The sequence below is a fragment of the Polaromonas sp. genome (assembly GCF_043778355.1).
Classification (GTDB): domain Bacteria; phylum Pseudomonadota; class Gammaproteobacteria; order Burkholderiales; family Burkholderiaceae_C; genus Polaromonas.
The window spans coordinates 96,853-110,299 of record NZ_JAYWHI010000107.1; the positions used below are offsets into that span (position 1 = coordinate 96,853).

Consider the following 13,447-nt stretch of genomic DNA (forward strand, 5'->3'; position numbering starts at 1 on the left):
CCGCATCACTATTCATCATTGGCTCCCGAGCGCTCGCACTTATATAGTGGCCTGGTACTAGCACAGCCAGCGTCGCGGCCGGCTTTCCTGCCATCCAGCCACCGAGGAGACATCATGACATTCAACCGACGACAAGGGCTGCAGTCCCTGGGCGCAGCGCTGGCCTGCGCCGCCCTGCCGCAACTGGCCCGCGCCCAGGCCGATTGGCCTGCCAAACCGATCCGCTTCATTGTCCCGGTCGCCCCCGGGGGCTCCGCCGACATGCTGGCGCGAACTCTGGGCGACCGGCTGGGCAAGGCGTTGGGCCAGACCTTTGTGGTGGACAACATCAGTGGCGGCGGCGGCGTGATCGCCACGCAAACCACAGCGCGTGCCAATCCCGATGGCCACACCCTGATGCTCAGCTACTCGGCGACTCACAGCACCAACCCGGCGGTCCGCAAGCTGCCCTACGATGCAGCCAGGGACTTCACGCCGGTGGCGATGATAGGCGGCACCCCCAACGTCCTGGTCGTCAACCCGGCCATGGGTGCCAACAACGTTGTCGAGCTGGTCGCCCTGCTCAAGGCCAACCCATCCAAATACAGCTACGGCTCTGCCGGACAGGGTACCCTGACGCACCTTGCGATGGAGCAGTTCAAGGAAGCCACGCGGACCTTCATGGTTCACGTGCCCTATCGCGGCGGCAGCCCGATGATGGCGGACCTGCTGGGCGGCCAGATAGAGGCCGGCCTGCCCAGCCTTTCTACCGCCATGCCGCATATCCGCAACAAGCGTATCCGCGCACTGGCTGTCACCAGCGCCAGGCGGCACCCGGCGCTTCCAGATGTCCCAAGCCTGGCGGAGCTGGGCGTGAAGGGTTTTGACAGCGTGCAGTGGTACGGCGTGCACGGGCCGGCCAACATGCCCCCGGCGGTGGTCCAGCGCCTCAATGAAGAAATCAACCGGCAACTCTCCGCACCCGATCTCAGTGAGAAGCTTTCCCATGAAGCCATCAACCTGATGCTCATGACACCGGACCAGTTCGGCCAGTATGTCAAAACCGACTCGGCGCAGTGGGTCCAGCTGGTGAAATCCAGAAAGCTCACGATGGATTGAAGCGTCGCGCCACACGCGCCCGCTTCATGCCTACTAACCTCCTGCCATGCTGCACCCATGACACTCGCCCCTCTTACTGCCGCGCTGCCCGCGTCGCCCCCGGCTGTGACCGAGTTGCTGGCCACGTTTGTCGCCACCCACCCGTCTCGCGGCTGGAGCGATGCGATCGAGCAAGAGGCGCACCGCACTTTCCTGAACTGGCTGGGCTGCGCCATTGGTGCCTCCACACATGCCGCGGTCGATGCGGCGTTGGCCAGCGTCCGCGAATTCGAACCTTCTGCGCAGGCCACTGTGCTGGGGCGCAACGAACGCGTGGACATGGGCAGCGCCGCGCTGCTCAACGGCATTTCCTCGCACCTGTTTGATTTCGACGATACCCACTGGAAGACATTGATCCATCCCGCCGGGCCGGTGGCTTCAGCCGCCCTGGCGCTGGCTGAAAAAACCCATGCCAGCGGACGGGAACTGATCGACGCACTGGTGCTGGGCATCGACGTTGCGTGTCGCGTCGGTATCGGCTTGTACCCGGGGCACTACGACCAGGGCTGGCACATCACCGGTTCCACCGGCGCGCTGGGCGCTGCCGCCGCGTGCGCGCGCCTGCTCAAGCTCGATACCAGGCGCTGTGCGATGGCGCTGGGGCTGGCAGCCTCACAACCCATCGGCGTGCGCGAACAGTTCGGCACGATGGCCAAATCCTTTCACCCTGGCGCTGCCGCACGTGCCGGCCTGAACGCAGCGGTCATGGCACGCCATGGCTACACCGCCTCGGCCAAAGCCCTGGAGGCGCCGCGCGGCTACCTTCAGGTGCTCACCCCCACGCCGCACTGGGAGCGAATGATCGACGGCCTCGGTGCCCACTTTGAAATTTCCGCCAACACCTACAAACCTTTTGCCTGCGGTGTGGTGATCCACCCTGCCATCGACGGTTGCGTGCAGCTGTTTGAAGGGGGACTGACGCCGGACGAGATTGCGCGGGTGGAGCTCAGGGTACATCCGCTGGTTCTGGAGTTGACTGGCAAATCCGCGCCCTCCAACGGCCTGGAGGGCAAGTTCAGCATTTATCACGGGTGCGCCGTGGGCCTCGCGCTGGGCGCCGGAGGCGAAGCCGAGTTTTCCGACGACATCGTCAGGCGCGCCGATATCGTGGCCCTACGTCACAAGGTCACGGCCACCGTGGACTCCGCCGTTCACGAAGCAGCCGCCGGCATCACGGTGCACTGCAAGGACGGACGGCGCCTGGAGGTTTTCGTCGAGCATGCCATCGGCAGCCGTGAACGCCCGCTGTCCGACCAGCGCCTGGCTGCGAAGTTTCATGCGCAGGTGACTCCGATATTGGGCGCTGAGCGCAGCACCCGGCTGCTCGCAATGTGCCGCGTTATGGCCGATCAGCCATCGGTGCGGGATCTGTGCCGCGCGAGCACCTCCGCCTTGCCTGCCATGGCGAGTCGGGCCGCTTCAGTGGCGGCCTGAGCGGCGGGCGGCCTGCGCGGGCATCCGCCGCGATGCTCACGCCTGGGCATCCATCACCTCGATCAAAGCGCCGTCCGGCGTCAGAAACGCTGTGCGAACCACTTCATCCGGATACAGGGCCTGCACCGCCGCACCATAAGCCTGCATCTGTTTGCGCAGGTCCGGGACGTGATGCGGCGCAGCATGCGACTTGTAGTCCAGCACCCACCAATGGCCCTTATGCCCGGCGTCGCGGCGCTGCACCAGCCGGTCCAGCCGGAAGGTCTGGCCGTCATGAAACAGCTCGACCTCGTTGCCCTGCCAGGCCAGCACGTCCGGGTCCCAAGCCCAGGCGCCGGCACCCGCCAGGATGCTGCGCGCGCGTTCAGCCGCTTGCTGGCCCTGGGCCGGACTCAACCGGAACTCGCGCGCCACCGCCCGCAACTGCGGCGCCGCCAGCGATCCCCACTCCAGCAGCCGGTGCATGGCCTTGCCGATGCGGGCCACGTCGCTATCTGCATCTGCTACAACTTCGATAGCTGTAGAAGCAGGCTGGACAGGGGCTACAGGCAATTCCAGCAAATAATCCAAAGCGCGCGCAGTCGCGCCCTGGAGCGCCTGAGCCGGCGGAACTGGAACTTCATCGAGCAGCCGGTCCAGCCGGCGCCACCAGCTGTCAGTGGTTTCGCGGTGCGGCGTGATCGACGACAGCACCAGCGTGTGGCGCGCACGGGTCAACGCCACATACAGGGCGTTGAGCTCCTCGCGGCGGCGCGCCGCCTGCTCCTCGGCCAGGGTGTCGACCGCGCAGGCGGGGGGGCGCGTCTCGCTGACCAGGAAGACGAATTTTTTCGGCGCCACCTCCTCGCCTGGCCAGTCGACCAGCACGCCCATGCTGTCGGCGTTGCGCGCCAGCGTGTCGGTGTCGAGCAGCAGCACGGCCTCAGCCTCCAGGCCCTTGGCGCCGTGGATGGTCAGCAGGCGCACCGCCTCGTCGCTGACGGTGGCCGGCGCGAGCTGGCCGCCGGCCTTGAGCGCGCGTACAAAGGCATAAGGCGTGGCATATCGCCCGCCGTCGAGCTGCAATGCGACAGCCAGCAAGGCGCGCAGATTGGCCAGCACACTGGCGCGCTGCGCATCGGGCGCGGCGGCGGCAAATTTGGCCAACACATCGCCGTGGTAGTAAATCGCCTGCAGCGCGTCATGCGGCGGCCAGGCATCCAGCCAGCCTTTGTATTGCATCAAAGTGGCCGCCAGCCCTTGCAAACCGGGCGCAAGCAGCTCCTCTTTTTGTAGCATCTCGAACCAGGACCCACCCGTGGCGGCGCGCTGCAGCGCAATCCGTACCAGCGCATCGTCACCCAGGCCAAACAACGGCGACTTCAGCGCGCGTGCCATCGACAAGTCGTGCTGCGTTGACACCAGCACATCGAGCAGCGCAACGATGTCCTGCACCTCGCAGCAATCGATGAGCGCAGTTTTTTCGCCGACCACCGCCGGGATGTGCAGCGCACGCAGTTCGTCCTGCAGCGGCAGCAGACCTGCACGTTTGCGTGACAACACCATCACGTCTTCCGGTTTCAGGCCACTGGCGATCTGTTGCGATATCCAGGCGGCGGCCTGCCGGGCCTCCAGCGCGCGCAAAGTCTCCTCCGGAATCTCGCGCGGCGTGGTCAGGCTGTCGCGCCAGCCGCCGAGCTCGGTCGGCGCGGCTTCGTCTTCCTTGCTGCGCGGAATTGCCGGCAAGCGGGCGACCGCGCCGGCTACTGGCGACTCACTCGTGTGTTCACGGAATCCTTCGTAGCCGTCAGCGTCTCGCGCTGCCCCCATGACCGCGTTCACGGTGCGGATCACACCCTGCGCATTGCGCCGCGTGTGGTCGCAACTGAGCAGTTCGCCGCCCAGACCCTGGCGCACAAACTGCTGCGCCGCCTTGAACACCTGCGGCTCGGCGCGCCGGAAACGGTAGATGCTCTGTTTCGGGTCGCCGACGATGAACACGCTGGGCGCTGCGCCCGCGCCGCCTCCCGCGCCCCCATACGCGCTGAGCCAGGACCACAGCGCCTGCCACTGCAGCGGATTCGTGTCCTGGAACTCGTCGATCAGCAAATGCCGGATGCGCGCATCAAGCCGCTGCTGCACCCAACCCGACAGCAGCTCGTCGCCCAGCAGGGTCAACGCGGCGGTTTCGATGTCGTTCATGTCGACCCAGCCACGCTCCTGCTTGAGCGTACTGAACTCGGCGATCAGCAGCCGCGCCAGCCGCGCCATACGCTGCTGATACAGCCAGGCGTCGTGCTGCTGGCGCGCGGCCAGCACGCGCAGCACCAGCTCCTGCGCCACCCGTACCTGCTCGATGCCGATGATTTTTTCGCCAAACTTGCGGGGCGCGCCCTTCTCGGTCAGCAGCGCGGTGAACGCGGCCTGCATGTCGCCGCCGGTCAGCGCCTGCTCCAGCTCCACGCCCTTGGCCGCAAAGGTCGGTGCACTCGCGCGCGCCAGCGCCACCGCAGCGTCACGCAAGGTCTGGCGGTGGTAGCGGTTGCTGGTCAGCAGCTCTTCCGGCTCGTCAAGCCCGCCGAACTCGGTGAACTGCACCGTGAAATGTCTGACCGAGCTGTCGACCACGCCGGTGGCGTCGGCCAGCGCGAACTCGGTGCGTTTGTCGAGGGCGGCCTGCAGCGCCTTGTCGGCCTGGAAGCGACCATAGGTTTGCACCACGGCTTCGAAGTCGGCCTTGAGCTCGGGCTGGTTCACCAGTGCGGCATAAAAACGCCGCCAGACCAGCGCGCGGGCCGGCGCGTCGTCTTCCAGCAACTCGTAGTTGAGTGGCAGGCCCTGCTGTTGCAACAAGGCCAGCGGCGCGCTGCGCAACAAGGCGGCAAACCAGCTGTGGAAGGTGCGGATCTGCACGGCGCGGCCGGTGTCCAGAATACGCTGGTATAAATTTGATAGCAGCTCAGGTCCATCCGACATGGGCTGCGGGCCGTTTTTATACGCAAAACCGCGTATCGCGAGTTCCCGCATCAGGGTCGCGTCGTCGGCATGGGCAAACTGCTCCAGCCACTCATGCAGGCGCTCACGCATCTCGCCGGCCGCGCGTTTGGTGAAGGTGATGGCCAGGATCTCCTGCGGCTGCGCGCCTTCCAGCAGCGCCCGCACGATGCGCGACACCAGCATCCAGGTCTTGCCCGCGCCGGCGCAGGCCTCGACCGCGACGCTGCGGCGCGGGTCGCAGGCAATCGCATAAAAAGCCTCGGCCGATACCGGCTGGCCGTTGTGTTCGTAAGCGGCTTTCACGACCAGAAGTCTTTCCGGCACAAGCCTCTTGCGGAGCAATACTCACAAGCCTTGCCTTCCCCCAGCGCCGGCAGCGGCGTGCCGCGCGCCACCCGCGCCATGTCGGTGAGGATGCTGTCAAGCAGCTCGTCGCGCAGGGCCACGATCTCGGGCTGCTCGTAAGAGCGTGTGGCCTCCTTCTCGCCCAAGTTCACATAAGCGGCCGCCAAGGTGTCATCCTCCACCAGCCCCGCGTAAAACGCGAGTTGCGTGTCTTCCTGCGGCTGCTTGAGGCGCTCGGCCGTGATGGCGCGGTTTTCGGTCTTGTAGTCGAGCACCAGCGCGCTGCCGTCGGCCAGCCGGTCAATGCGGTCAATGGTGCCGATCAGGGTCAGGTCGCCCAGCGGGGTTTGCCTTTCGACCTCGGCCGCCTGGAACACCGCGCCGGCGGCCTCGTGTTCTGCCAGCCAGGCCAGGTAGCCCTCACGCACGCGCGGCCAGCTCGCGGCAAACGGCAGAAATTCACTCTCGCTCAGTCCCAGCGCGCGCGCTGCCTGCTCCGCAGCACCGTTGATCAGCACTTCGCGCGCGGCCAGGTCGGGCAATGGTTCCGCCCGCAGCGATTCGTGGAAAATTTTCAGCAGGGTGTGCAGCCAGTTGCCGAAGTCGCGTTTGCCGAGTTCGGTGTCCAGCTCGTCGGCCTCCTGCAGGCGCAACTGGCGCAGCGCAAAAAAGCGGTAAGGGCAGCGCCGCAAATCTTCGTACGCGCTGGCCGACAGGCGTTTGACCGGCAGGGCTTCGCCGCTCGGCAGCGGGCGTGGGGTCGGCAAGAGCGGCAGCGGGCGCAGCACGCGCGGGTCTGGGGCCGACTCGATCTGGTTTTGCAGTAGCAACTCCTGCACAAAACCGCTGGGCATCAGGCGCTCGCCGTTGTAGCTTTCACGCCAGAGCACATCGAGGTGCGCAAACTGCAAGGCATGGCGCCACGCGGCGCGTTGCGCGCCGGCCTCGTCCGCGCGCGAAGGCAGGCCCAGCAGTTCGCGCTGCGGCGGCGTCCAGTTGCCCGAGGGCTCCGGCGATACCGGCAAATGCTGCTCATCACAGCCGGCCAGCACCACGGCCTGCAGACTGCGGCCCAGCAACTGGCTCAGTGGCAGGATCACCACCTGCTCCTGGGCCGGATGCGCGGGCTTGAAGCTTTCCGCCTCCAGCGCCTGATTGACCCACGCGGTGAAGCCGGCGAGACCGATACGCGCGTCGGCATCGGCAAACTCGGCCTCTGCGCCCTCCTGCAGGCGCAACGCTTCGAGGACGGCCTGGCCAGCCACGTCACGCAGCAGCCCGTCCCACTGCCCCGACGCCTGCAGCGCCGCGCGCAGGTCGCGCAGCCACGCGGCCAGCGCGCGCGGGCGCTGCAAGCCGTCACGCAGCAGGTTCAGCCGGGCCGCCAGCACGCCGGCAACCGGCAGCGATGCGCCCACGGAGCGCCACTCACGCACTCCGTTGCGGCGCAGTTCTTTCTCGGCAACGGCAACCTCGGCCGCCTCGAACGCCGGCGCATTTTTGAGCCAGTCCAGCACGGCGTCGGTGCCGGTGTTCCAGACCGCTGCGCGCAGCAGGCCCATCAGCGTTGCGGCGGCGCGGGTGGTGGAGAGTTTCCAGCCGGTTTCGTCGCGCAGCGCGATGCCGGCCTCACCCAGCATGGCGCGCACCCGCCGCGTCAGTTCGCGGTCCTGCGCCACCAGCGCGACCGGACGGCGGCCCTGCGCCAGATGCGCCAGCACGCAGGCGGCGGCGCGCTGCGCCTCGGCCTCAAAGTCGGGCGCCGCATGGAGCGCAGGCAAATGCGGCTGCGCAGGCAGGTCCAGCGACATCGAGACCGCCCGCTCCCCAAAGTGCCCCTTCAGCGCGCCAGTGACCGGCTCGCTCTGAAAACCTTCGAGCACCACCAGCAACTCCACCCCCTCGGCCGCCTGGGAGGAGAACAACACATCTGATGGATAACTGGACGTTGCCGCCCAGACCAGCGCAAGCTGGCCCAGCGCTGCTTCGAGCTGCAGCACCGGCGCATTCAGACCCTCGATCAGCAAGGCGCCCAGGCGCGAACCCCAGGCTGGCCGTTTGTCTGGCGTTATCGCTGCCGCCAGCCGGGCCAGCGAGGCCGCCGCTTCAACCAGGCGCGGGGCCAGCACCTCCTGCTGCGTGCCGAGCCCGGCGCGCGCCAGCAGCGAGGCGGCCGTCAGGATGTCGCGCGCGGGGTCCTGGCGCAGATCGCCCGGCGCTGCCTCAAAACCGCCCAGGCGCGTGGCCCAGTTCATGGTGGTTTCAAAACGCGGCACGAAATGGGTGGTGCCTGCGCCTTCAGCCCAGGCGCGCCGTGCTTCCTGGATCAGCTGCGCGTAGGGCAACAGCACCACCGCCCGTGCGGGGTGGACACCGCGTTCACGCAGCAAACAAGACAGCTGAACCATCACGCGTGCCCAGGATGGCCCATTCGGGCAAGGCGACGCGGGCAGGATTTTTTCTATCACGTCGATAGCGGGGATGGGAGATTTGGTGCGCAACGGAGGGACTTGGTTTCTGCCACAATGCCTTCAACTTTAGCTTCTATCGACACAATTTCCTGAACCCTCCCCAAAGGACATGCCATGGCCAGCGAACTGATCAAACATACCACCGATGCCACCTTCGAGGCCGATGTGCTGCAGGCTTCCAAACCCGTGCTGGTGGACTACTGGGCGGAGTGGTGCGGTCCCTGCAAGATGATTGCCCCGATTCTTGACGAAGTGGCCACCGGTTACGACGGCCGCCTGCAGATCGCCAAGATGAACGTCGATGAAAACCGCGACATCCCCGCCAAGTTCGGGATTCGCGGCATTCCGACCCTGATGCTGTTCAAGGATGGCCAGCTCGCTGCCACCAAGGTCGGCGCCATGAGCAAGGCCCAGTTGACCGCCTTCATCGACCAGCAACTGGCCTGAGCCGCCCCTGCTGCCACCAAGCCCGGTCCTGCCGCCGGCCTTGGTGTGCGGCTATTTCTCCGCCCTTCGCGCGAACGATCTCCCCAAATTTCCTGTCATAATGACTTCATTCGCTGACCGGCCGCTGCCGGTTGGTTCGAGTTACCGGTTTGTAAGCCTTCCCTCTGAAGCGGCTTCTTTTCAAACCTCCCCCGTTTCCATCAATGAACTCCGCAAGGAGTAATTCCATGCACTTAAACGAACTCAAGGCACTGCATGTGTCTGAAGTCCTCAAGCAGGCCGAAGAACTCGAAATCGAAAACGTCGGCCGCATGCGCAAGCAGGAACTGATGTTCGCGATCATCAAGAAACGCTCCAAAACCGGCGAAACCATCGTTGCTGACGGCGTGCTGGAAGTGCTGCCGGACGGCTTCGGTTTCCTGCGGGCACCAGACTCCAGCTACACCGCGTCGACCGACGACATCTACATCAGCCCGAGCCAGATCCGCCGCTTCAACCTGCACACCGGCGACATGATCGAAGGCGAAGTGCGCACCCCCAAGGATGGCGAGCGCTACTTTGCGCTGAACAAGCTTGACAAGGTCAACGACGGCGCGCCCGAAGCGAACAAACACAAGGTGATGTTCGAGAATTTGACGCCGCTGTTCCCGCGCGAGCAGTTCAAACTCGAGCGCGACATCAAGGGCGAAGAAAACCTGACCAGCCGGATCATCGACATCATTGCCCCCATTGGCAAAGGTCAGCGCGCCCTGCTGGTAGCGCCGCCCAAGTCCGGCAAGACCGTGATGATGCAGAACATTGCCCACGCGATCACCGCCAACTACCCTGAGGTGGTCATGATGGTGCTGCTGGTCGACGAGCGCCCTGAAGAGGTGACCGAGATGCAGCGCAGCGTGCGCGGCGAAGTCATCTCGTCGACCTTTGACGAACCTGCCGCGCGCCACGTGCACGTTGCCGAAATGGTGATCGAGCGCGCCAAGCGCCTGGTCGAACTCGGCAAGGACGTCGTGATCCTGCTGGACTCGATCACCCGCCTGGCCCGTGCCTACAACAACGTGTTGCCATCGTCGGGCAAGGTGCTGACCGGTGGTGTGGATGCCAACGCGCTGCAGCGCCCCAAGCGTTTCTTCGGCGCGGCACGCAAGATTGAGGAGGGCGGCAGCCTGACCATCATCGGCACTGCGCTGGTCGATACCGGTAGCCGCATGGACGAGGTGATTTTTGAAGAGTTCAAAGGCACCGGCAACTGCGAGATCCACCTGGACCGCCGCCTCTATGAAAAACGCGTGTTCCCGGCGATTCACCTGAACCGCAGTGGCACCCGCAAGGAAGAGTTGCTGCTGGCCCCGGAAATTCTGCAAAAGTCGCGGATTCTGCGCCAGTTCATGTACAACATGGACGAAATCGAGTCCATGGAGCTGATGCTCAAGAACATGAAAGCCACCAAGAACAACCACGAGTTCTTTGACATGATGCGGCGCGGCGGCTAGAAATAGAGCCCCCCGTTCGCTCACTTCAAACCCGTTCGTCCTGAGCTTGTCGAGGGATGCCCCCCGAGGGCGCGCTGCCCTTGCAGGGCGCCGCGCTGCCAGAGGCAGCGCTTCTGGAGGCTGTCCAAGCCCGCTCAAGCGGGCTCGGAGCCGCGGCCCCGGCTGGTAAATTCGCCCCCAGTCCCGAAGCAGGCTATAATCTAGGGCTTCACGGAAAGTGCCCAGAACTGGTCTGAGTGGCTCCCGAAACGAACAAGGAAAGATCATGAAAGAAGGCATTCACCCCAATTACCGCGAAGTTTGTTTCCTGGACATGTCCAACAACTTCAAGTTTGTGACCCGCTCCTGCGCCAACACCAAAGAAATGGTGAAAATGGAAGACGGGCGCGAATTGCCGCTGTACAAGCTCGATACCTCCAGCGAGTCGCATCCCTTCTACACCGGCACGCAGAAATCCGTGGACAACATGGGCGGTCGCGTCGAGAAGTTCCGCAACCGGTTTGGCAAGACCCCTGCCAAAGACGCTGCTGCTGCACCGGCTGCCGAGTAAGCTGCCAAGCTTTACCAGCCACATAAAAAAGCAGCCTGAATCTCAGGCTGCTTTTTTTTGCCCCAAAATCGGGCATTCCTTCTCCCGACCACCTGATCTCCCTTGAACAAGCCCTCGCCAGCCATCATTGCCCAGTCTGCGGTCCGCCGGCTGCCCCGGCTTGCCCTGCTGCTGTTCTGCATCGCTTACATCCTGCCCGGCTTCCTGGGCCGTGGTCCCTGGAAAAATGCCGACATTGCGGCTTTCGGCACCATGCGCGAACTCGCAGCGGGCAACACCCCCTGGCTGAATCCGCAATTGCTGGGGCAAGCAGGCGAATTTGAAGCCCTTGCGCCCTACTGGCTGGGTGCCGTGGCGATTAAAACCTTTGCCTTTCTCGATCCGGCGTTGGCGGCCCGCATCCCTTTCGGTCTGCTGCTGGCGCTGACACTGATTTCCACCTGGTACGCCGTCTATTACCTGGCCCGCAGCCCGCAGGCACAACCGGTGGCTTTTGCCTTTGGCGGCGAAGCCAGTCCGGTGGACTACGCACGCGCAATTGCCGATGCCGGCCTGCTCGCCCTGATTGCCAGCCTGGGACTAGCCCAGCTTTCGCACGAAACCACGCCGGCCCTGGCCCAGCTCGGCTTCATGGCGCTGGTGTTTTACGCCATGGCGGCCAGCGCCTACCGAAGCGCCTACAAGATCATCGGTCCCGCGCTCGGTCTGGCCGTGGGCCTGGCCGGTCTGGCCCTGAGCGGCGCACCCACCGTGGCCGTGCTGCTGGGCGCCGGCAGCACCCTGCTTGCGCTCGGCAGCACGCAAAACGCCCGTCCCGAAAAAATCGAAACACACGCCTGGCGCTGGGTGCTGCTGACAGGCGCGCTGACCCTGGCGGTGGCCGCGTTGTCATGGGCGCTGGACCTGTGGCGCTGGCGCATTGAAATCCCCGGCCTGGACGACCCGGCCGACCGCAAGGAATGGCGCAGCCTGGCGCGTCTGCTGATCTGGTTCACCTGGCCGGCCTGGCCTCTGGCGGCCTGGACCCTCTGGCGCTGGCGCAGGCAGTTGACGAGCCGGCATGTGGCCTTGCCGCTGTGGTTCGCCGCCGTGGCCCTGGGCGCGACCGTGACCACCACGGCATCGGACCGCAGCCTGCTGCTGAGCCTGCCGCCGCTGGCAGCACTGGCCGCCTTTGCGCTGCCCACGCTCAAACGCAGCGTGGCCTCGCTGATCGACTGGTTCACCCTGCTGTTTTTCACCGGTTGCGCGGCCATCATCTGGATCATCTGGATCGCGATGCAGACCGGCATGCCCCGGCAGCCCGCCGCCAATGTCGCCAAGCTGGCGCCGGGGTTCGAACCCAGCTTTTCCTGGCTGGCCTTTCTGGCGGCGGTGATGGCCACGCTGGCCTGGGCCTGGCTGGTCAAATGGCGCGCCGGCCGGCAACGCGCCGCCATCTGGAAGTCCATGGTGTTGCCAGCCGGCGGCGCCACGCTGTGCTGGCTGCTGCTGATGACCCTGTGGCTGCCGCTGCTGGACTATGCGCGCAGTTATGCACCGCTGTCGCGGCAGGTCGCCGCCCGCGTCAACCCGCAAGCCTGCGTCGAGGTCCACGGGCTGAACAGCGCGCAGGTCGCTGCCTTTCAGTACCACGGACACCTAGAGTTGCGCCAGGCCGGTGCCAAGGCCGCCTGCCCCTACCTGGTGGTGGACGCCGACGCACAAACCACGCTCAGCGACACCGTCGACATGCCAGAGTGGGCCTACCTCGCCACCCTGCGCCGACCCACCGACAAAAACGAAAACGTGGCTTTGTACAAAAGAGTCAGCCTGACCACGGCCACCCCGTCGTCCGCGCCGGCGCCGGCCCGCCGCGGGCCGTGAGCGAACTCCGGCTCATCAGCAAACACGCGGGCACGGTGCTAGTCGGCCAGCTCGCCGTCATGGCCTTTGGCGTGGCCGATACCGTCATCGCGGGGCGCTACAGCGATCAGGCGCTGGCAGCGCTGTCGGTTGGCTCGGCCATCTACATCAGTGTTTATGTGGGGCTGATCGGCATCGTGCAGGCGCTGCTGCCGATCTGGGCCGAGCTTCACGGCGCGCGGCAGCCGGAAACTCTGGGGGCCTCTCTCAGACAAAGCCTTTACCTGTGCGTGCTGCTGACGCTCGCAGGTGTCGCCGCACTGCTTTCACCCGGCCCCTTGCTGCGCTGGGCGCAGGTGCCCGAGGCGATGCAGGACGATGTCAGACAGTATCTGGCCGTCCTGGCTGTGGCTTTGCTGCCTTCCTTGCTGTTTCGTATCTACAGCACCTTCAATCAGTCGCTGGGCCATCCGCTGCTGATCACCGGGCTGCAACTGGGCGCGCTGCTTGTCAAGATCCCGCTGTCGATCTGGCTGGTCGCCGGCGGTGCCGGTATGGACCCCATGGGCGTGGTCGGTTGCGCCTGGGCCACGCTGGTGGTCAACTTCGGACTGATGTTTTTTGCGCTGCTGATGCTGCGCACCCAAGGCCTGTACCGCCCCTATCTTCTGTGGGCAACCATGGAGAAACCCGACTGGCGGCAAATTGGCGGCTTCGCGCGCCTCGGCATTCCGGGCGGCATGGCTTACCTG

At 65.3% G+C, this 13,447-nt stretch carries 9 protein-coding genes; 7 read left to right on the top strand and 2 right to left on the bottom strand.

Going from position 1 to position 13,447, the window contains the following annotated elements:
- Positions 1-114 precede the first annotated feature (114 nt).
- Positions 115-1,098, top strand: a complete 984-nt coding sequence (locus tag ACH2CW_RS15995) for a Bug family tripartite tricarboxylate transporter substrate binding protein (RefSeq protein ID WP_395059916.1) — start codon at positions 115-117, stop codon at positions 1,096-1,098.
- 57 nt (positions 1,099-1,155) lie between these two features.
- Positions 1,156-2,571 (top strand): MmgE/PrpD family protein, encoded by a 1,416-nt coding sequence (locus tag ACH2CW_RS16000; RefSeq protein ID WP_395059918.1) that lies wholly within the window; start codon positions 1,156-1,158, stop codon positions 2,569-2,571.
- A 36-nt stretch (positions 2,572-2,607) separates the two neighbouring features.
- Here the strand turns inward: ACH2CW_RS16000 and ACH2CW_RS16005 are convergent, their stop codons facing one another.
- Complete coding sequence (locus ACH2CW_RS16005; RefSeq protein ID WP_395059920.1) at positions 2,608-5,871, bottom strand: UvrD-helicase domain-containing protein; 3,264 nt, start codon at positions 5,869-5,871, stop codon at positions 2,608-2,610.
- On the bottom strand, positions 5,847-8,300 hold the full coding sequence (locus tag ACH2CW_RS16010) for a PD-(D/E)XK nuclease family protein (RefSeq protein ID WP_395059922.1): 2,454 nt from the start codon (positions 8,298-8,300) through the stop codon (positions 5,847-5,849). The genes ACH2CW_RS16005 and ACH2CW_RS16010 overlap by 25 nt, the downstream gene beginning before the upstream one ends.
- A gap of 177 nt (positions 8,301-8,477) precedes the next feature.
- On the opposite strand from ACH2CW_RS16010, the gene trxA reads away from it, so the two are divergent.
- From trxA to ACH2CW_RS16035, 5 genes are all read left to right on the top strand, one after another.
- Positions 8,478-8,810: a thioredoxin TrxA gene (trxA, locus tag ACH2CW_RS16015; RefSeq protein WP_077594529.1), complete on the top strand. Its 333-nt coding sequence runs from the start codon at positions 8,478-8,480 to the stop codon at positions 8,808-8,810.
- Positions 8,811-9,037: 227 nt separating this feature from the next.
- The gene (rho, locus tag ACH2CW_RS16020; protein ID WP_077594161.1) at positions 9,038-10,300 is read left to right on the top strand and encodes a transcription termination factor Rho; all 1,263 of its coding nucleotides are present in this window, start codon (positions 9,038-9,040) and stop codon (positions 10,298-10,300) included.
- A 265-nt stretch (positions 10,301-10,565) separates the two neighbouring features.
- Positions 10,566-10,850, top strand: coding sequence for a type B 50S ribosomal protein L31 (locus tag ACH2CW_RS16025; protein ID WP_395059925.1), 285 nt, complete (start codon positions 10,566-10,568; stop codon positions 10,848-10,850).
- A 102-nt stretch (positions 10,851-10,952) separates the two neighbouring features.
- Positions 10,953-12,716: a hypothetical protein gene (locus ACH2CW_RS16030; protein WP_395059927.1), complete on the top strand. Its 1,764-nt coding sequence runs from the start codon at positions 10,953-10,955 to the stop codon at positions 12,714-12,716.
- On the top strand, positions 12,713-13,447 hold a 735-nt coding region (locus ACH2CW_RS16035), incomplete at its 3' end, for an MATE family efflux transporter (protein WP_395059929.1). The genes ACH2CW_RS16030 and ACH2CW_RS16035, both read left to right, overlap by 4 nt.